The sequence below is a fragment of the Nonomuraea soli genome, from assembly GCF_013761175.1.
Classification (GTDB): domain Bacteria; phylum Actinomycetota; class Actinomycetes; order Streptosporangiales; family Streptosporangiaceae; genus Nonomuraea; species Nonomuraea soli.
This window is the reverse complement of sequence record NZ_JACDUR010000001.1, coordinates 587,101-604,298: the sequence shown is the minus strand read 5'-3', so window position 1 is coordinate 604,298 and position 17,198 is coordinate 587,101. Positions and strand designations below refer to the sequence as shown.

Below are 17,198 nucleotides of genomic sequence, written 5' to 3'. Positions count from 1 at the left end.
CTGAGTGTTAGCGATAACAAGGGTGCTGTCAACGCCATAAGAGCTCCCTCTTGTCACCCTCTGTCGCACATGGTCAGATACAGCCACCCGCCAATAAGTGGTTACTGATCGGAGAGCGCGCATGGCCGATATTCTCCAGGATCGTTCAGACATTCTCGGCGAGATCGCCGGTCACACCATCTGTGGCCAGCTGAAAGACATCGCCGCCCAGCACCCCGACGCCCCCGCGTACTCCAATCCCTCCGGCGACGGCTGGGACACCATCACCTACGGCGAGGCCAGGCGGCGTGTCCTGGAACTGGCCGCCGGTTTCATCGCGCTGGGCGTCGAGCCCGGCGACAGCGTTACCCTCATGATGGTCAACCGCACCGAGCACTGCCTGGCCGACCTGGGCGCCTTACACGCCGGCGCGGTGCCGATCACGGTCTACTCGACCCTCGCGCCCGAGCAGGTCACCTACATCGCGCGCGACTGCGGGTCCAAGGTCGCGATCGTGGGCGGCGAGGCCGAGCTGGCCCGCTGGCAGCACGCCCTGCAGGAGCTCGACCACATCGGCAAGGTGATCGTCCTCGACTCCAACGCCTGTCCCGAAGGTGAGCGTTTCCTGACCTGGGAGGCCTTCGTCAAGCTCGGCCAGAGCACCTACCAGGAAGCCCAGGTGGCCGAGCGCTACGAGGCGGTCGGCCCCGACGACGTGCTGACGGTCCTGTACACCTCGGGCACCACGGGCAACCCGAAGGGCGTGCCGCTCACGCACACGAACGTCACCTACGAGGTGGCGGTCGTGGACCGCATCGGCCAGCTGGAGCCGCTGGGCCCGCAGATCTCCTACCTCACCTACGCGCACATCGCCGAGCGGGTGCTGAGCATGTACCTGCCGCTGTTCAAGGCCGGGCACGTGCACTTCTGCCCCGACCCCACCCAGCTCGGCGCCACGCTCGGCAAGGTCAGGCCGGTCACCTTCTTCGGCGTCCCCCGCGTGTGGGAGAAGCTGATGGCGGGGCTCCAGGCGGCGCTGTCGATGCAGCCCGAGGACAAGCAGGCCCAGCTCAAGCAGGCGATGGCGGTGTCGCTGGCCTACTACGAGGCGGGGCAGAAGGGCGCGACGCCCTCCGACGAGATCAAGGCCCTCTACGAGCAGGTCGCCCCGGCGCTGGCCGGCGTGCGTGCGCTGATCGGCTTCGACCGCGCGGGCTGGGTCGGCTCGGGCGCCGCTCCCCTGGCGCTGGAGGTGCAGCAGTTCTTCGCCGGCCTCGGCATCAACATCCTCGAGGTGTACGGCATGACGGAGACCACCGGCGCCTTCACCGCCAACGGCCCCGACAACTACGCCTTCGGCTCGGTGGGCCCGGCGGTGCCCGGCATCGAGGTGAAGATCGCCGAGGACGGCGAGATCCTCATGCGCGGCCCCATCGCGACCGCCGGCTACCGCAACCTGCCCGAGACTGAGCTGTTCGACGACGAGGGCTGGCTGCGCACGGGCGACGTGGGCGAGGTCGACGCCGACGGCTTCTACCGCATCGTCGATCGCAAGAAGGAGCTGTTCATCACGGCGGGCGGCGAGAACATCGCGCCCTCGCTCATCGAGAACTTCCTCAAGCAGCACCCGCTGATCGCCCAGGCCCTGGCCTACGGCGACCGCCGCCCCTACCCCGTCGCCCTCATCACGCTCGACGCGGAGATGGCTCCGAGATGGGCGGCGGCCAGGGGCCTGACCTACACCAGCCTCGCGGAGTTCACCCAGTCGCCCGAGGTGATCGCCGAGATCGACCAGGCGGTCGAGGCGGCCAACGCCAAGCTCGCCAGGGTGCAGCAGGTCAAGCAGTGGCGGCTGCTGGAGGTGGAGTGGACCACCGAGAGCGAGGAGCTCACGCCCAAGTTCTCGCTCAAGCGGCGGGTCATCCACAGCAAGTACGCCGACGTGATCGACACCCTCTACAACGACGCCAAGTAGGCCAGCACGCGGCGCTTGCCGCCGTACTGCGCCCAGCCCAGGGGCGTCGACCCGTGCTCGCGGTCCTCGATGGACGGGTCGGCGCCCAGCTCGACCAGCGTGCGCGCCATCTCCACGTCGTCGTTCCACGCGGCCTCGTGGAGCGGGGTCGCGCGCTCCAGCTGGTCGACGTCGAAGCCGAGCCGTACCAGCAGGCGGACGGCCGCGACGTTGCGGTGACCGGCCGCGGTGTTGATCAGCCCCGGGTGCGTGGCGCGCACATGGGCGGTCAGCTCCGGATCGCGCGGATCCTCGCCGCGCATGCAGGAGGCGACGAACTGCTCCATCGTGCTCAGGGAGGCGCTGCCGCCCGCCTCCCGCAGGATCTCGGCCACCTCGTGGTGGCCGTGCAGCAGGGCGAGCTCCAGCGGCGTGCGCTCCTCGAAGGCCGGATGCGCGGCGATCCCGTCGGGCTGCGCGCCGTGCTCCAGCAGCAGCCGGGCCCGACGCGGCCCGCCGCGCAGCGCCGCGGTGGCCAGTTCCTCGCGGATGAGCTGGTCGGGCGGGGCCAGGGCATGGCCGAGCCGCCTCTTCCACGAACCGCCGTCGCCCCGGCCGAGCCCGTGGGCGAGCAGCAGGCCGAGGATGTCGGTGCGGTCGGACCAGGAGCCGCCGAGGCCGTTGTTGTAGAGGGTCTGGGCGTCGTTGGGGTCGGCCCCGTGCTCCAGCAGCAGCCCGGCCAGCTCGAAGGCCGCCGGATGCGGCGGCTGGTCGCCCTCTCCTCCGCCGAAGGCCCCGGTCAGCGCGGTGAACGGGCTGGGCAGGCTCTCCCACAGGAATCCGGCGCCGGGGTCGGCGCCGTGCTCCAGCAGCAGGCGGGCCGCGTCGACGTGGCGTCCCGGTCCGACGCGGGCGTAGCACAGGTAGAGCAGCGGCTCCCAGCCGAACGGCCCGCCCTGGGCGACGGCCAGGCCGGGTTCGCGCGCCAGCAGCGCGCGCAGCTCGTCGTAGGAGCCGGTGGCGGCCATCGTGTGCACGGTGGGCTCGTAGGCGACCGAGCGCGCCGACTCCAGGCGCCCCGGATGGTCGGCGCCGTAGGTCAGGCAGGCGCGGCGCAGGAACTCGTCGGCCGGGTCGGCGGCCTCGGGCACGGTGTGCGGTGAGCGGGAGTATCGTTCGACGGTCTCGAGGTGCTCGACCAGCCGGGGCCAGCTGGCGAAGCCGTACAGCCGGGCCGTGACCAGGTGGGCGTCGGCCAGCCTGAACTCGGCCGGGGGTCGCGGATGCAGCTCGGCCACCAGGGCGAGCGCTCGGGGCTCGCCGTCGTGGACCTGCCTGGCCAGGCGTTTGGCCAGTTTGCGCAGCTTCTCGAGGCTGGGATGGTCGGGCAGGCGGATCATGCGCGCGTCTCCGTTCCGTTGCGCCCGATGTCCGCATGGTCAGGCCGGAAGGAGCCGTTGATCACTTCACGTGCTGATCAGGTGGGCTGAGCCCTGCCCGCGGACCGGTCGCGCCCTGACTGCGCGCTCCCAGGATAGCCTCCAGGGCCACGCCACGGTCCAGGGCCAGCTTGGCCACCCGGTATTCGGCGCAGCGCGCCTCCAGCTCCGCCTCCGCCTCGGTCATGACCGCCATGGTGACCACAGAGCGTGATCACTCGCCGGCTTTTTGGACTACCTCGACCTTCCCCTGTGCCCCGTCGACCCGGATCAGGTCGCCGTCGTGGATGCGGGCGGTGGCGTTGCCGGTGCCGACCACGGCGGGGATGCCCAGCTCGCGGGCGACGATCGAGGCGTGCGACAAGGGCGCGCCCATGTCGGTGACGACCGCGGCGGCCCGCGGGAACAGCGGGGTCCAGCCGATGTTGGTCAGCACGGTCACCAGGATCTCTCCCTGCGCCAGCCGGTCGCCGTCGCCGGGCCCGCCGAGCACGCGCGCCACGCCCTCGACGACGCCGGGCGCGCCGGGGAAGCCCGTGACCGCCTCGCCCTGCGGCGCCGTCACGCCGCGCTGGTCCCAGAGATCGCCGCGCCGGTCGGGCGAGGCGGCCCACCGGTCGGGATCGAACTCGCCGACGATCACGGTGGGGTACGGCGGCAGCGAGCGGTAGTGCTCGTAGGTCGCCTTCCTGACCGACACGTCGGGCATCGGCTCCCCGCGCAGCACCCGGAGGATCTCCTGGATCGACAGGAAGAACAGCGCCTCCCCGTGACCGGTCACCTCGCCGGCGCGCAGCACGAAGTCGCGCAGCGACCAGAAGACCCTGATGACCTCCGAGCGCATGGTCTCGCGGTCGCGGGCGACCTTGGCCCACCGCGCGACCTCGCGCCGCATCGGGCGCACCTTGCGCGGGTGGCGGGCGGCGAACCGTTCCCAGGCCGCCCGCCTGGCTTCCTCCTGCTTCTCCAGCAGCCGGTCGAGCGAGCCGAGCGAGGCCGCCTGCCTGGCGATCCAGGCGGGGTCCTCGCCCGGCCGGGGCAGGGAGATCTCGAACTCGTGCGGGCCGCGGTGACCGTAGCGGACGGCGAACTCCCCGGCGGTGATCTCCCCGTCGGCCAGGCGCTGCAGCCCCAGGACCGGGCCGAGGCTGGCCAGGCCGCCGTCGTGGTTGGCGCCGGTGAGCATGGCCTCGGCGTCGGACTCGCCGGCCAGCGCGCGCAGCCGGTCGCGCACCCAGACCAGGGTGCTGCCGCCCTGCCGGGTGGAGGCCTCGAAGATCTCGCAGGTCTCCAGGAAGTACGGCTCCAGCTCGCGTTCCCAGAGGCCGGCCAGGTCGTCGGAGGTGGCGATCTTGCGGCGCATGTCCTCCCAGCGGCCCTGGGCGCCCGCCACGTAGGCGGGCAGCTTGCGCATGTTCAAGGCGACGCGACGGCGCAGCCGGATCGCGACCGGCACCACGGTCCTGATCACCTGCCAGCGGCCGACGGGGATGAGCGGCACGTCGACGCCGGCCGGGAGCCTGCCCATGACCTGGTCCATCACGCCCGATTTGTGCTGCATGCCGAGCGCGTGGAGCATCGTGTGGGCGGAGCTGAGGTTCATGTAGAAGCGGCCGCCGATGTTGCCGACGAAACGGAAGCCTGGCATGGCCGTGGTCGACATGGCCTTGGCGATGAAGATCTGCACCAGCGACCAGGTGGCGGGGGTCATCACGTCGGGGATGGCCTCGCCGAGGTTGCCGTTGGACCACAACCACAGGTGGCCCTTGCTGTCGTTCCACTCCTCCCGCAGGCCGGTGACGGGCCGGGCCTGGAGGATGAGGAAGCGCCCGTCGCGCAGCGCCCACTCCACGTCCATCGGCGTGCCGTACAGCTCCTCGATGCGGCGGCCCAGCGCGGTCAGCTCGCGTACCCGCGCGTCGTCGAGCACGCGGGCGCGGCGCGACTCCTCGGGCACCGGCCGCTCGGCGGTGCCGTCGGCGGTGCGCACGGTCATCACGGTCTTGTCGGAGACCTCGGCCTCGACGGCGTCGCCCACGGTGTAGGTGTCGGGGGTGACCAGGCCGCCCACGACGGCCTCACCCAGCCCCCACGAGGCGTTGATCACGGTGGTCGAGCGGTCGCCGGAGACCGGGTCTGCGGTGAACAGGATGCCGGCGGCCTCGGCGTCGGCGAGCTCCTGCACCACCACGGCCATGGCCACGTCGTCGTCGGGGACGCCGTGCCGGCGGCGGTAGGCGACCGCGCGCTCGTTGTGCAGCGAGGCCCAGCACCGGCGCACCGCCTCCACCAGGCCGTCGCGCCGCACGTTGAGGAAGGTGTCCTGCTGGCCGGCGAACGACAGGCCGGGCAGGTCCTCGGCGGTCGCCGACGAGCGCACCGCCACGGCGGCGTCGGGGCCGAGGAGGTGCAGCAGGCCGTCGTAGGCCTTCAGGATCTCCTCGGGCAGCTCGGGCGGGTCCTCGCGGTAGGCCTGGGTCGTCACCACGAAGCCCGGCGGCACCGGCAGGCCCGCGCGGCTCAGCCGGGCCAGCGAGGCGCCCTTGCCGCCGGCCGTGGCCAGGTCCGCCGAGGGGTCGTCGAGGGGCATGATCCTCATCCGAGAGCCTCCTTCAGCTTGCTCTCCGCCACGTCGATGGCCAGGGCGAGGAACGCCCTGGTCGCCTCGACGGCTTCTGGACCGAACGGGCTCCCGGACTCCAGGGTGCGGTGCACGCTCTCGCCGACCAGCTCGGCGACGCGCTCGTCGGGCAGGCGGAACTCCTCGGGCAGGCGTGCCGAGACCGTCAGGAAGCCGTGCAGCACCGAGCCCAGCACGGTGGCGTGCTCGCCGGGGTGCAGGTCGCCGCGGATGACGCCCAGCCCGGCGAGGGTCTCGAAATAGCCGAGGAAGCCTGAGACCAGCTCGGTGTCGGCGCGCTTGTGCCTGGTCAGCTTGCCGAGCACCTGCGAGTCGTTGAGCACGCTGGCGCGCATCAGGGGGTCGCGCATCACGCCGAGCGCCAGGTGACGCACCAGGTCGTCGAGCGTCTGGGGATCCGCCTGCCGTACGGCACGCAGCATGGCCACCCGCTCGCGGCGCAGCAGGGCGACGAACAGCTCGTCACGCGTACGCCAGTGCAGGTAGATGGTGCCCTTGGCGACCTCGGCCGCCCGCGCCACGTCCTCGATGGTGGTCTTGTCGTACCCCCACCGCAGGACGAGCCCGGCCGCCGCGTCGAGGATGCGGTGCGCCCGCTCCAGCTGGCGCGCCGCGTCGACGGGCGGCCGTCCTGCCTTCTTGGTGCCCATTGTTTGACCCGATTTCCTTATTCGGTCATTCAATGGCCACTATAGGCCCTCCAGGAGCCCGTAGGCGATAGCCTCCTCCACGTTCAGGTGGCGGCCCCTGACGGAGTCGTGCCGGATCTCGTCGACCTCCTTGCCGGTCAGGTCGGACAGCCGCCAATAGATCGTGTCGAGCATGCGGCGGTTCTGCTCCTGCTGGTCGAGCACCTCCTCGGTGGTGCCGCGCGCGGTCAGGTGCGGCTCGCCCATGCGGAAGAGGGAGTTGGGCGAGCCTCGGCGGCGGGTCACGGCGGCCAGCAGGGCCAGGGCCGGGCCGCCGAGCCTGCCGGTCACCTGGGCGTGCACCTCGACGGTCAGCGAGTCGAGGGTGTCGAGCATGGTCAGCACCGCACCCAGCTCCCCGTCAGGGATGCTCAGGTGCAGCTTGATGGGCTGGCGGCCGATGGCGCCGAGGGTGAGCAGGCCGGCGCACCAGGGGGTGACGTTCTGTTCGGTCAGCTCGCCGTGGGCCAGCACGATGCGCTGCTCGAACAGGCGCTCGGCGATCGGGTCGTGGGTGACGTGGACGGAGTAGGAGGGGCCGCGCAGGGGCATCGGCTCGGGGCGGGGCAGCGGCGGCAGCGGCCCTGGACGCTCGGGAGGCAGGCCGGGAGGGGTCCAGCGGGCCTGGAATCCGACGAACCCGGCTCTCGGCTCGCCGGGCGATTCGGGGATCTCCGGGATCTCCGGGAGGCCGGGCACATCCGGCACGTCGGCGAGCGCGGACAGGTCGAGGACCTCCGGGATCTCGGGGACGTCGCTGACGGCGGAGACGTCCGGGAGGTCCGGCGTGTCGGGGATCTCAGGACCGTCCGGGGCGTCGCAGTCTCCTGGAGCCGAGTCCGCCTCCCGTGGATGGCGGGGTGCGAGGGTCGAGGAGGGGGCGGGGTTCGCGGACGAGGCCGCTCCCGTGGTCTGTCTCTGTGGGCTCCGATGGCGTTCCGGTGACAGCGTCAAGGCTCAACCTCCAGCTGATGCGGTGGCCGATCGCGGCGGCGTACCGTTCGAGCGTGGAGGCGCGTACATCGGCCTCGCCCGACTCCAGCCGCGCGACCGCGGACTGCGAGGTGCCCATCCTGGCGGCCACCTCGGTCTGGGACAGACCCGACGACCTGCGCTCCTCGGCCAGCCGTTCGATCATGTCGCGGCGGGCCATGGCCATCTCGCGGAAGCCCGGCAGCAGGGGCAGGTCGTCATCGTCCATACCACCGACGGTATCTCTTATTCGAGATACCGGCTAGAGCATGACCACCTGCCGCACGGCCTCGCCGGTGTGCAGGAGGTCGAAGCCCTCGTTGACCTCGTCGAGGGTGAGCCGGCCCGACAGCAGCCGGTCGACGGGGAGCAGGCCCTGCTTGTACAGGTCGATGAAGGCCGGCACGTCACGGCGCGGCACGCACGAGCCCAGGTAGCTGCCCTTGAGGGTGCGCTCCTCCGCCACGAGCGACAGGGCGGGCAGGCTGAGCGGCACGCCGGGATCGGGCAGGCCCACGGTGACGGTCACGCCGCCCGGCGCGGTCGCCTCGTAGGCCTGGGCGAGCACCGGCACCACCCCGGTGGTCTCGATGACCTTGTCGGCGCCGCCGCCCGTCGCCTGCCGTACCTCCTCGACCGCACCGGGACCGCCCTTGATCACGTGGGTGGCGCCGAGCTGCCCGGCGAGCTCCAGCTTGGCGTCGACGACATCGACGGCGACGAGCGTGCCGGCACCCGCGGCCCTGGCGGCCAGGAGCGCCGACAGGCCCACTCCCCCGAGCCCGAAGACCGCCACCGTGTCGTCGGCGACGACACGCGCGCCGTACCGGACCGCTCCCGCGCCGGTCAGCACCGCACAGCCGAACAGGGCCGCGATCTCGTACGGCAGAGCGGGATCGACCTTGACCGCCGACTGCTCGGAGACGACCGCGTAGTCGGCGAATCCCGAGACGCCCAGGTGATGGTTGACCCCTCCGGAGAGCCTGCGCGAGCCGCTGAGCAGGGTGCCCGCCCGGTTGGCCGCCCCACCCGGCCCGCACAGCGCGGGCCGGCCCTTGGCGCACATCGTGCACGAGCCGCAGGCCGGGACGAAGGTCAGCACGATGTGGTCGCCCGGCCGCATGGTGGTGCCCGGACCGGCCTCGACGATCTCCCCTGCCGCCTCGTGCCCCAGGGCCATCGGCAGCGGGCGGGGACGCGAGCCGTTGACCACCGACAGGTCGGAGTGGCACAGCCCGGCGGCGCCGACCTTGACCAGCAACTCGCCCTCGCCGGGTGGCCGCAGCGTCAGCTCGTGGATCTCCAGCGGCCTCGACCGCGCGTAGGGCGCCGGGCGGCCGGACTCGACGAGCACGGCCGCCCTGGTGGTCAGCGTCATGCCAGCATCGCCTCCATCGCGGCGCGCGTGCGCCCCTCGATCGGGGCGGGCCGGCGGGTGACCCGGTCGACGAAGACGTGCGTGAACTCCGCCTCGGCGATGAGCACGTCGTCGTGGTCGCGGAACAGGCCCAGCTCGTAGCGCACGCTGGAGGTGCCGAGCTTGCCGATGCGCAGGCCCACCCTGATCACGTCGGGGAAGCTCGCCTCGGCCTTGTAGACGCAGCGCGACTCCACGCACATGCCGATCCGCGGACCGCGCGGGTCGAAGCTCGCCTTCTCCACCAGCCACGTGTTGACCGTCGAGTCGACCATCTCGTAGTGGACGACGTTGTTGAGGTGGCCGTAGGAGTCGTTGTCGTTCCAGCGGCTCGGGATGGAGCGCCAGTAGTGGTAGTCGTTCACAGGCCCAGATCCCGTCCGATGATCTCGCGCATGATCTCGTTGCTGCCCGCCCAGATCCTGGTCACGCGGGCGTCCATCCAGGCCCTGGCCACCCGGTACTCCCGCATGTACCCGTAGCCGCCGAACAGTTGCACGCAGGCGTCGATGACCTCGTTCTGCACCTCGGAGGTCCAGAGCTTGGCCTTGGCCGCGTCGACCGCGGTCAGCTCGCCCCGCGCGTGGGCCTCGACGCACTGGTCGACGTAGGCGCGCGAGACGTCGAGGCGGGTCACCAGGTCGGCGAGGGTGAACTTGTTGTACTGGAAGCCGCCGATCGCCTGGCCGAAGGCCTTGCGCTCCTTGACGTAGGCCAGCGTCTCGTCGAGGACGGCCGAGGCGTGGGCGACGTTGGAGACCGCGCACGACAGCCGCTCCTGCGGCAGGCGCTCCATCATGGCGATGAAGCCGTGGTCGACCTCGCCGACGCGGTTGGCGTCGGGCACCCGCACGTCCTTGAAGAACAGCTCGGCGGTGTCGGCCTCGGGCTGGCCCACCTTGTCGAGCTTGCGCCCGCGCTCGAAGCCGGGCATGCCCGCCTCGACGGCGAACAGGGTGATGCCCCTGGCCTTCTTCTCCGGGCTGGTGCGGGCGGCCACGATGACCAGGTCGGCCTGGTAGCCGTTGGTGATGAAGGTCTTGGAGCCGTTGATCACCCAGTCGTCGCCGTCGCGCACCGCGCCGGTGGCCAGCGCGGCCAGGTCGGAGCCGCCGCCGGGCTCGGTCATGCCGATCGCGGTGATGAGCTCGCCCGAGGTGAAGCGCGGCAGCCAGCGCCGCTTCTGCTCCTCGGTGGTCAGCTCCACCAGGTACGGCGCGACGATGTCGTAGTGGATGGCGAAGCCGGAGGCCAGCGCGGCGCTGACGTGCGACAGCTCCTCGCCCAGGACGGCGTTGAACCGGTAGTCGCCCGCCTCGCCGCCTCCGTAGACCTCGGGCACCTCCAGGCCGAGCAGGCCCTGCTTGCCCGCCTCCCGCCACACCTCACGGTCGATGAGGCGCCGCTCGATGAACTCCTCGGCCCTGGGGGCCACGGAACGGGCGACGAACTCGCGTACCGTCTCGCGGAACGCCTCGTGGTCCTCGCCGTAGATGCTGCGTCGCATGTGCTGCCCTTCTCGTCCTAAGCGCACGCTTAGTTTATGGTTTCACGCCGAGCATCCTGGCGGCCAGGTGGGCATAGAGCGCGCCCACCTCGTCGGGGGTGCGCGGGCCCTCGGGGTGGTACCAGCGGGCGACGTCGACGCACATGGAGACGATCGCCCTGGAGGTGCCGGTCAGGTCGGCCACGTCGAACTCCCCGCCAGCGGCGCCCCTGGCGACCTCGGCGAGGATCAGGCCCTCCGTGGCGTCGCGCATGCCGCGGATGGTCGCCCACTGGGCGGGTGGGAGGGCGGCGAGCTCGTTCTGGGTGACGCGGGCGGCCAGCTGGTGACGGGAGTGGAAGGCGGCCAGGGCGTAGACCATGCCGCGCACCATCGCGGCGGGCGAGTCCCGCACCCCGCCGCGCGCGGATCCGCCCGCCACGACGGCGGCGTGGGCGGTGACGTGCACCGTGTGAATGATCGTGTAGAGCAGCTCCGCCTTCGTCGGGAAGTGCACGTACATGGCCGCGGGGCTGAGCCCGGCCCGCTCGGCGATCTCCCGCGTGGAGGCGCCGCCGTAGCCCCTGGCCGCCAGCAGCTCCACCGCCGCCCGCAGCAGCCTGCGCGCCGCCTCGGACTCGACGCCCTCCCAGAGATCCTCCATGATTTACATACTAAGCGGACGCTTATCTTCGCGGAGAGCAGAACCCACGATCGGGTGTTGAGCCTTACGGTGGACGAGGCGAAGGGAGAGTGCATGGCCAAGGCGTTCTGGCTCGACCGGGGTGACAGCAGATACGCGACCCATGTCCGGAAAAACGTCCATGAATTCGCCGACAGCTGGGGCGACATCGCCCCCGTGACCTTCGCGTGCACCGCGTGGCACATCGCCACCCCGCCGTTCCTGACCCCCGGCCACGTGCACCGCGATCCTCGCATCCTCCACGCCCACTGCCTGCGCAACACCTGGGACGGCTCGCTGACCGCCGAGGTGCGCCTGGCCGCGCCGCTGCCCGAGAGCCTCGACCGCTCGCGTGCCGCCTGGTGGCGCGACCGCGGATGGCAGGGCTGGCAGCGCACCCTCGGACAGTACGTCGAGCCCACCCAGCACGACCTGACACGCTCGCCGTTCCTGCGCGCCTCGCTCCTGATGCAGGCGCCGATCCCCCTCTCGGAGCTGCCGCCCGCGCCGGAAGGACCGCACGACGGGGTCGAGGATCGTGCCCAGCGCGCGCTGATCGTGCTGGTCAAAGAGCTCAACGCGCTCCTCTCGCCGATCCTGGGACAACTCGGGCCCTAGCGTCGTGTGACTCATGATGGGCGTGATTCCGGGTAGTGGCCCGTCATGAAGGGGTTGCTCATCGTGATCGCAGCGCTGCTCCTCGCAGGCTGCGCCACCGACACGTCAGCGCCGACGAGAGTCGCGGAAGACTTCTACCGTGCGCTGTCCGAGGGCCGCCCGGACGCCGCCTGCCTGTTGCTCGCCCCCCGCACGGCGGCCAAGCTGCCCGACGACGGGCAGAGTTGCGGTCAGGCCCTGGGCGAGCTTGCGCTGAGTGGCGGCTCGCTCCAGGAGGCGGTCGCGTGGGGTGAGGAGGCCCAGGTACGCCTCAGCGAGGACACGCTCTTCCTGCACCGTTACGCCGAGGGCTGGAAGGTCAAGGCCGCCGGATGCGAGCAGCGGCCGGAGCTGCCCTACGACTGCGAAGTGGAGGACTGAGCCATGCGGATGGTCTTCGCGGTCACGGTGGCCATCATCGTGATCGGCTTGATCTGGTTCTTCGCGATGGGGGTGCTGCACCGATGAAGATCAGGCAGAACGCCCTGTCACTGGCCTTCCTCGGCCTGTTCGCCGCCGCCCTCGTCGGCCAGGCGATCGCCGGGACGGCGGACTACAACGATCGGCAGCTGGTCGACGGCGGCTCGACCGTCTCAGTGGTGCAGTACGTCGCCACCTCCGAGTTCGCGGTGGACGTGGCGGAGAACTGGCAGTCCGAATACCTGCAGTTCTTCCTGTTCGTCCTGGTCACCGTGTGGCTGATCCAGCGCGGCTCGACCGAGTCCAAACCGCCGGGCGAGGAGGGGGCGGGATCCGACGAGGAGCAGAAGGTCGGCAGGCACGCGAAGGCCGACTCCCCCGCCTGGGCGGCCGAGACCGGGTTCAGGCACTGGCTGTTCAGCAACTCCCTGGGCCTGACCATGGGCTTCGTCTTCGTGGCCTCGTGGCTGGCGCAGTCGGTGGCCGGCATGGCCGCGCACAACGGCGAACGACTGTCGGAGCTGCGCGACCCGATCTCGTGGGGGCAGTACGTGCTCTCGCCCGACTTCTGGAGCCGCACCCTGCAGAACTGGCAGTCGGAGTTCCTGGCCGTGGCCTCGATGGTGGTGCTCTCGATCTACCTGCGCCAGCGGGGGTCACCCGAGTCGAAACCGGTCGGCGAGCCCCACTCCTCGACCGGCGTGTCGGGCTGACCGGTCACCACGGCCACGATGCGGGTGCCCCTGGCGAAGCGGCCCCGCCGTACGAGGTCGAGGATGCCATAGATCATCTTGGCGACGTACACCCGCTCGAAGCCCATGGCGTCCAGCACGGGGGTGGTCTTGGCGTAGCCGCCGAAGTGGTAGCCGAGCTCGATCGACCAGTTGCCGGTCCGCCTGCCGTACTCCCGCTGGAGCCTGGCCACCTCGTCGTTGAGGAAGGCGCCGCCCTTGAGCACGGCGAAGCCGATGGCCCGCTTGCCCGGCGGCAGGCCCGCGGCGATGCCGGCCAGCGTGCCGCCGGTGCCGACCGGGCAGCAGACGACGTCGTAGTCGTCCTCGATCTCCCCGGGCAGCTCCGCGCAGCCTCGCACGGCGGCGGCGTTGCTGCCGCCCTCGGGCAGGATGAAGACCTCGCCGAACTCCTCCCTCAGCCGCTCCTGTACGGCAGGCGTGTGCTTCAGCCGGTAGGCGGCGCGGTCGAGGTAGGTCAGGCGCATGCCGTGCGCGGCGGCCCTGGCCAGTGAGGGGTTGAGCGGCAGGTGCTCCTCGCCGCGGATCACCCCGATCGTCTCGAACCCCTGCTCGTGCCCCGCCCTGGCCACGGCGGTGACGAGGTTCGAATATGCTCCGCCGAAGGCCAGCACCCGCGGGTGGCCGAGGTTGTACTTCAGCTTGCGCGGCTTGTTGTCGTCGTGCAGCAGCGAGATCTGGACTCCGGCCACCTCCATGCCGCTAGAGTACCGGCGGAGGTATGTTGGATTATGGGCGTTGTTGAAGCTTTCCGTTCGGCTTTCGGTGCCGACCCCGAGACCGTCTGGCGCGCTCCCGGCCGGGTCAACCTGATCGGCGAGCACACCGACTACAACGACGGCTTCGTGCTGCCCTTCGCCGTGCCGTGGGGCGTCAGCGCCGCGGTCAGCCGGCGCGACGACGGGGCCATCAGGCTGCTGTCCCTCCAAGGAGCCGCCGAGCCCGTCACGCTCGGCACCCACGAGCAGGCCACCGGGTGGCAGCGCTACGTCGTCGGCGTCCCCGCGACGCTGGTCTCGCAGGGGCTCGGCGTGCGCGCCGGCGGCTTCGACATCGCCATCGACGGCGACGTGCCCGCCGGCGCCGGACTCAGCTCCAGCGCCGCGCTGGAGGTCGCGGTCGGCTCGGCGATCAACGAGATCCACGGGCTCGGCATGACACCCATGGAGATCGCCCTGCTCGGCCAGAAGGCCGAGAACGACTTCGTCGGCATGCCCTGCGGGATCATGGACCAGGCCGCCTCCGCCTGCTCGCAGGAGGGCAGGGCGCTCTTCCTCGACTGCCGCTCGCTAAGCTTCCGCCAGGTGCCGCTCGACCTGGCCGCGCACGGGCTGCGCATCCTCATCATCGACACCCGCGTCCACCACGAGCTGGCCGACGGCCAGTACGCCAAGCGCAGGGCCGACTGCGAGTCGGCCGCGCGCAAGCTCGGCGTCGAGGCGCTGCGCGACGTCACCGACCTCGCCGGGGCGCTGTCGCGGCTGCAGGGCGACGAACGCAAGCGGGTGCAGCACGTCGTGACCGAGAACCACCGGGTCGAGGCGCTCATCGGCTTGCTGCGCGCCGGGGCGATCACCGAGATCGGGGCGCTGCTCAACGCCTCGCACCTGTCGCTGCGCGACGAGTACGAGGTCTCCTCGCCCGAGCTCGACGTGGCCGTGGAGGCCTCGCTGCGCGGCGGCGCCAGGGGTGCGCGCATGACCGGGGGCGGGTTCGGCGGCTCGGCCATCGCCCTGGTCGCCGAGGAGCGGGTGGCCTCGGTACGGGAGTCGGTGGCCGCCGCCTTCGCGGCCAAGGGCTGGGCCGAGCCGCGCTTCATGCCCGCCGTACCCTCGGCCGGGGCCCACAAAATCGCCTAGGGCGGCCCACGTACGGCCCGGCCACGGTGACGTCGTCGTGAGGCTCCGGCGAACGGCGGGGGTCGGCGTCGTGAGGCGTCGGCGGGGGCCGGCGTCGTGAGGCGCGGCGGGGGCCGGCGTCGTGAGGCGTCGGCGGGGGCCGGTTAGAGCGGCGGGAAGGCGGGGTCGCGGCGCTCCAGGAAGCTCGCGACCCCCTCGGCGAAGTCGGGCCGCCTGAAGCTGTCGAGCATCTCCTTGACCGCGGTGTGCGCCGACTGCTCCAGCGTGGCCTCCCAGTCACCCCACACCTGCCGCTTGATCACCGCCATCGAGGCCGGCGAGCTGTGGACGGACAGCTCCAGCGCGTAGGCGCGGGCCGCGTCCAGCAGTTGCTCGCCCGGCACCGCCCGGTTGACCAGCCCGAGTTCGTAGGCCTCAGCGCCGGTGAAGGTCCGGCCCGACAGCAGCAGGTCCATCGCCCGCTGCTGGCCGACGAGCTTGGGCAGCACCCAGGCCAGGCCGTACTCCGCGACCAGGCCGCGGCGCGCGAACGCCGTGGTCCACTTGGCCTCCTCGGCGGTGAAGACCAGGTCGCACACGAGCGCGTGGACCAGCCCGAGCCCCGCGCAGGCGCCGTTGACCGCGGCGATGATCGGCTTGCCGATGGTCGTCGGGAAGGTGTTGGGACGGGGGTCGGGCTCCTGCGCGTAGGAGCCGTCCTGGATCTCGCCCAGGGTCTGGAAGTCGGCGCCCGCGCAGAAGCCCCTGCCCGCGCCGGTGACGACGATGGCCCTGACCTCGGGGTCCTTCTCCGCGTCTGCCAGGGCGTCGAAGTAGCGCCTGCCCATGGCGTCGGTCCAGGCGTTCAGCCGGTCAGGGCGGTTGAACGTCAGCGTCAGCACGCCCCGGTCGAGGTCGGACAGCACAAGTTCGGTCATAGAACAATGTTCTACCCTATTGCGGGTGATGAACAAAGGCCGGTGACAGCGTGCTGTCGTCGTAGTAGCGGTGGAAGACGGGCGTCAGCGAACCCGACATGGGCGGCACGATCCACGACCAGTCGGCCGGGCAGACGCGCCCCGCCCTGTCCTCCTTCTCCAGATGCTTCATGAACCGCCTGGCCTCGGTGTGGTGGTCGGTCATGGTCACCCCGTCCTCCTCGAAGGAGTGCAGGACGGCCACGTTCAGCTCCACCAGCGCCGCGTCGCGCCACAACGTGCGCTCGCTGGAGGTGTCGAGGCCGAGCCGCCTGGCGATGACGGGAAGCTGGTTGTAGCGATCCTCGTCGGCCAGGTTGCGGGCACCGATCTCGGTGCCCATGTACCAGCCGTTGAAGGGCGCGCACGGGTAGCAGATCCCGCCGATCTCCAGGCACATGTTCGAGATCGCGGGTACGGCGTGCCACCGCAGGCCGAGCTCGGCGAACCACGCGAAATGGGGATGCCGGATCGGCACCTCCAGGACAGCGTCACCCGGCAGATTGCACAACAGCGTCTTGCCCCGGCCCGGATCGATGATCGTCGGCAGCACGTCGAAGGCGCCGTTCCTGCCGGTCCAGCCCAGCTTCACAGCCAGATCGGTGATCTCCACGTTGCGCGGGTCACCGATGATCGTCCCGTCGTCCAGGCGGTATCCGGCATAGCGGATGAGCTGCTCGTTGAGGATCCTCGGCGCCCTGCGCCCCGGCCGGTCGGGCGCGAACACCGTGATCGTCGGGCGCAGCCTGCCGTCGCCCGTCGCCTCACGCAGGTGCTGCACACACTCCAGCGCCACCCCCTCCGCGGTGCTCACCTTGCGCCGGTCGCGCACCTTCAGCGAACGCCAGTACAGCCGGCCGATGCACCTGCTGCTGTTGCGCCATGCCACCCTGGCGCCGAAGGCCAGTTCCTGCGGGGTATGCGTGTACGTCCCCGTCCTCGCGACCTCCCTGGCGATCTCCCGCATCCTTGCCGGCGGGTCACCGCCGTTCTCCGCGCAGTACAACTCGACGAACCGCTCGGCCTCCCCGAGATCCGTCCGCTGGACGGCCTCCGGTGTCCTGTCCAGGACGGCCGAGCCTTCCGGTCTTCCGTTCCGCACGGCGACACCGTGCGATGGACGCAATGCCCTGATCCAAGCGCGCACGCAGCAACCAACACATTCCGCTCTTCGAGCCGCCCCTCCGGTTCCGGGCCGGTGGCGCCGCCCTCGCGATGGCGCCCTTCCCGCCACCCGGTCTTTTGTCCACGGCAAGCACATCTTTCACTGCAAACCCTGGGCTTGTCCCGGTAAA

General features: G+C 71.1%; 18 protein-coding genes. 5 read left to right on the top strand and 13 right to left on the bottom strand.

The features are described from left to right. Positions 1-121 precede the first annotated feature (121 nt). On the top strand, positions 122-1,954 hold the full coding sequence (locus tag HNR30_RS02900; RefSeq protein WP_181608060.1) for an AMP-dependent synthetase/ligase: 1,833 nt from the start codon (positions 122-124) through the stop codon (positions 1,952-1,954). On the opposite strand, the gene HNR30_RS02895 is transcribed toward HNR30_RS02900, so the two are convergent. From HNR30_RS02895 to HNR30_RS02850, 10 genes are all read right to left on the bottom strand, one after another. After that, entirely contained in the window at positions 1,936-3,333 is a 1,398-nt protein-coding gene (locus HNR30_RS02895) for an ankyrin repeat domain-containing protein (protein ID WP_181608059.1), read from the bottom strand. The genes HNR30_RS02900 and HNR30_RS02895 overlap by 19 nt on opposite strands. A 61-nt stretch (positions 3,334-3,394) precedes the next feature. Then, entirely contained in the window at positions 3,395-3,559 is a 165-nt protein-coding gene (locus tag HNR30_RS02890; protein WP_181608058.1) for a hypothetical protein, read from the bottom strand. A 27-nt stretch (positions 3,560-3,586) separates the two neighbouring features. Next, on the bottom strand, positions 3,587-5,971 hold the full coding sequence (locus tag HNR30_RS02885) for a PEP/pyruvate-binding domain-containing protein (RefSeq protein WP_181608057.1): 2,385 nt from the start codon (positions 5,969-5,971) through the stop codon (positions 3,587-3,589). Further along, a complete protein-coding gene (locus HNR30_RS46645; protein WP_220133149.1) occupies positions 5,968-6,663 on the bottom strand; it encodes a TetR/AcrR family transcriptional regulator in 696 nt (231 codons plus the stop codon). Before HNR30_RS46645 ends, HNR30_RS02885 begins: the two co-directional genes overlap by 4 nt. A gap of 39 nt (positions 6,664-6,702) precedes the next feature. Further along, the gene (locus HNR30_RS02875; protein ID WP_181608056.1) at positions 6,703-7,401 is read right to left on the bottom strand and encodes an ATP-dependent Clp protease proteolytic subunit; all 699 of its coding nucleotides are present in this window, start codon (positions 7,399-7,401) and stop codon (positions 6,703-6,705) included. 100 nt (positions 7,402-7,501) lie between these two features. Beyond that, entirely contained in the window at positions 7,502-7,903 is a 402-nt protein-coding gene (locus HNR30_RS02870; protein WP_181608055.1) for a helix-turn-helix domain-containing protein, read from the bottom strand. A gap of 33 nt (positions 7,904-7,936) precedes the next feature. Continuing rightward, entirely contained in the window at positions 7,937-9,052 is a 1,116-nt protein-coding gene (locus HNR30_RS02865; RefSeq protein WP_181608054.1) for a zinc-dependent alcohol dehydrogenase family protein, read from the bottom strand. Continuing rightward, entirely contained in the window at positions 9,049-9,456 is a 408-nt protein-coding gene (locus HNR30_RS02860) for an acyl-CoA thioesterase (RefSeq protein ID WP_181608053.1), read from the bottom strand. The genes HNR30_RS02865 and HNR30_RS02860 overlap by 4 nt, the downstream gene beginning before the upstream one ends. After that, entirely contained in the window at positions 9,453-10,598 is a 1,146-nt protein-coding gene (locus tag HNR30_RS02855; RefSeq protein ID WP_181608052.1) for an acyl-CoA dehydrogenase family protein, read from the bottom strand. The genes HNR30_RS02860 and HNR30_RS02855 overlap by 4 nt, the downstream gene beginning before the upstream one ends. 34 nt (positions 10,599-10,632) lie before the next feature. Further along, the gene (locus tag HNR30_RS02850) at positions 10,633-11,241 is read right to left on the bottom strand and encodes a TetR/AcrR family transcriptional regulator (protein ID WP_181608051.1); all 609 of its coding nucleotides are present in this window, start codon (positions 11,239-11,241) and stop codon (positions 10,633-10,635) included. A 93-nt stretch (positions 11,242-11,334) separates the two neighbouring features. Between HNR30_RS02850 and HNR30_RS02845 the strand changes: the two genes are divergently transcribed. The 3 genes from HNR30_RS02845 (at position 11,335) to HNR30_RS02835 (ending at position 13,049) form a co-directional block, all read left to right on the top strand. After that, on the top strand, positions 11,335-11,877 hold the full coding sequence (locus tag HNR30_RS02845; protein ID WP_181608050.1) for a hypothetical protein: 543 nt from the start codon (positions 11,335-11,337) through the stop codon (positions 11,875-11,877). A gap of 45 nt (positions 11,878-11,922) precedes the next feature. Next, a complete protein-coding gene (locus HNR30_RS02840) occupies positions 11,923-12,297 on the top strand; it encodes a hypothetical protein (protein ID WP_181608049.1) in 375 nt (124 codons plus the stop codon). An 83-nt stretch (positions 12,298-12,380) separates the two neighbouring features. Continuing rightward, positions 12,381-13,049 (top strand): DUF6766 family protein, encoded by a 669-nt coding sequence (locus HNR30_RS02835; protein WP_181608048.1) that lies wholly within the window; start codon positions 12,381-12,383, stop codon positions 13,047-13,049. Here the strand turns inward: HNR30_RS02835 and HNR30_RS02830 are convergent. Further along, a complete protein-coding gene (locus HNR30_RS02830; protein WP_181608047.1) occupies positions 12,974-13,786 on the bottom strand; it encodes a 1-aminocyclopropane-1-carboxylate deaminase/D-cysteine desulfhydrase in 813 nt (270 codons plus the stop codon). The two genes, HNR30_RS02835 and HNR30_RS02830, sit on opposite strands and share 76 nt — an antisense overlap. A gap of 33 nt (positions 13,787-13,819) precedes the next feature. On the opposite strand from HNR30_RS02830, the gene galK reads away from it, so the two are divergent. Further along, positions 13,820-14,947, top strand: a complete 1,128-nt coding sequence (galK, locus tag HNR30_RS02825) for a galactokinase (protein ID WP_181608046.1) — start codon at positions 13,820-13,822, stop codon at positions 14,945-14,947. Between the two features lie 143 nt (positions 14,948-15,090). Here galK and HNR30_RS02820 read toward each other — a convergent pair whose 3' ends face one another. Both HNR30_RS02820 and HNR30_RS02815 read right to left on the bottom strand, forming a co-directional pair. After that, positions 15,091-15,864, bottom strand: a complete 774-nt coding sequence (locus HNR30_RS02820) for an enoyl-CoA hydratase-related protein (RefSeq protein WP_181608045.1) — start codon at positions 15,862-15,864, stop codon at positions 15,091-15,093. Between the two features lie 16 nt (positions 15,865-15,880). Then, on the bottom strand, positions 15,881-17,005 hold the full coding sequence (locus HNR30_RS02815; RefSeq protein WP_312894194.1) for a nitric oxide synthase oxygenase: 1,125 nt from the start codon (positions 17,003-17,005) through the stop codon (positions 15,881-15,883). Positions 17,006-17,198 lie beyond the last annotated feature (193 nt).

What these genes read in the sequence shown, in the direction of transcription:
- HNR30_RS02835 (WP_181608048.1), top strand. Translation starts at nt 12,381, where the DNA reads ATGAAGATCAGGCAGAACGCCCTGTCACTGGCCTTCCTCGGCCTGTTC.
- HNR30_RS02820 (WP_181608045.1), bottom strand. Translation starts at nt 15,864, where the DNA reads ATGACCGAACTTGTGCTGTCCGACCTCGACCGGGGCGTGCTGACGCTG.
- HNR30_RS02895 (WP_181608059.1), bottom strand. Translation starts at nt 3,333, where the DNA reads ATGATCCGCCTGCCCGACCATCCCAGCCTCGAGAAGCTGCGCAAACTG.
- HNR30_RS02870 (WP_181608055.1), bottom strand. Translation starts at nt 7,903, where the DNA reads ATGGACGATGACGACCTGCCCCTGCTGCCGGGCTTCCGCGAGATGGCC.
- HNR30_RS02865 (WP_181608054.1), bottom strand. Translation starts at nt 9,052, where the DNA reads ATGACGCTGACCACCAGGGCGGCCGTGCTCGTCGAGTCCGGCCGCCCG.
- HNR30_RS02850 (WP_181608051.1), bottom strand. Translation starts at nt 11,241, where the DNA reads ATGGAGGATCTCTGGGAGGGCGTCGAGTCCGAGGCGGCGCGCAGGCTG.
- HNR30_RS02855 (WP_181608052.1), bottom strand. Translation starts at nt 10,598, where the DNA reads ATGCGACGCAGCATCTACGGCGAGGACCACGAGGCGTTCCGCGAGACG.
- HNR30_RS02885 (WP_181608057.1), bottom strand. Translation starts at nt 5,971, where the DNA reads ATGAGGATCATGCCCCTCGACGACCCCTCGGCGGACCTGGCCACGGCC.
- galK (WP_181608046.1), top strand. Translation starts at nt 13,820, where the DNA reads ATGGGCGTTGTTGAAGCTTTCCGTTCGGCTTTCGGTGCCGACCCCGAG.
- HNR30_RS02840 (WP_181608049.1), top strand. Translation starts at nt 11,923, where the DNA reads ATGAAGGGGTTGCTCATCGTGATCGCAGCGCTGCTCCTCGCAGGCTGC.
- HNR30_RS02830 (WP_181608047.1), bottom strand. Translation starts at nt 13,786, where the DNA reads ATGGAGGTGGCCGGAGTCCAGATCTCGCTGCTGCACGACGACAACAAG.
- HNR30_RS02900 (WP_181608060.1), top strand. Translation starts at nt 122, where the DNA reads ATGGCCGATATTCTCCAGGATCGTTCAGACATTCTCGGCGAGATCGCC.
- HNR30_RS02845 (WP_181608050.1), top strand. Translation starts at nt 11,335, where the DNA reads ATGGCCAAGGCGTTCTGGCTCGACCGGGGTGACAGCAGATACGCGACC.
- HNR30_RS46645 (WP_220133149.1), bottom strand. Translation starts at nt 6,663, where the DNA reads ATGGGCACCAAGAAGGCAGGACGGCCGCCCGTCGACGCGGCGCGCCAG.
- HNR30_RS02890 (WP_181608058.1), bottom strand. Translation starts at nt 3,559, where the DNA reads ATGACCGAGGCGGAGGCGGAGCTGGAGGCGCGCTGCGCCGAATACCGG.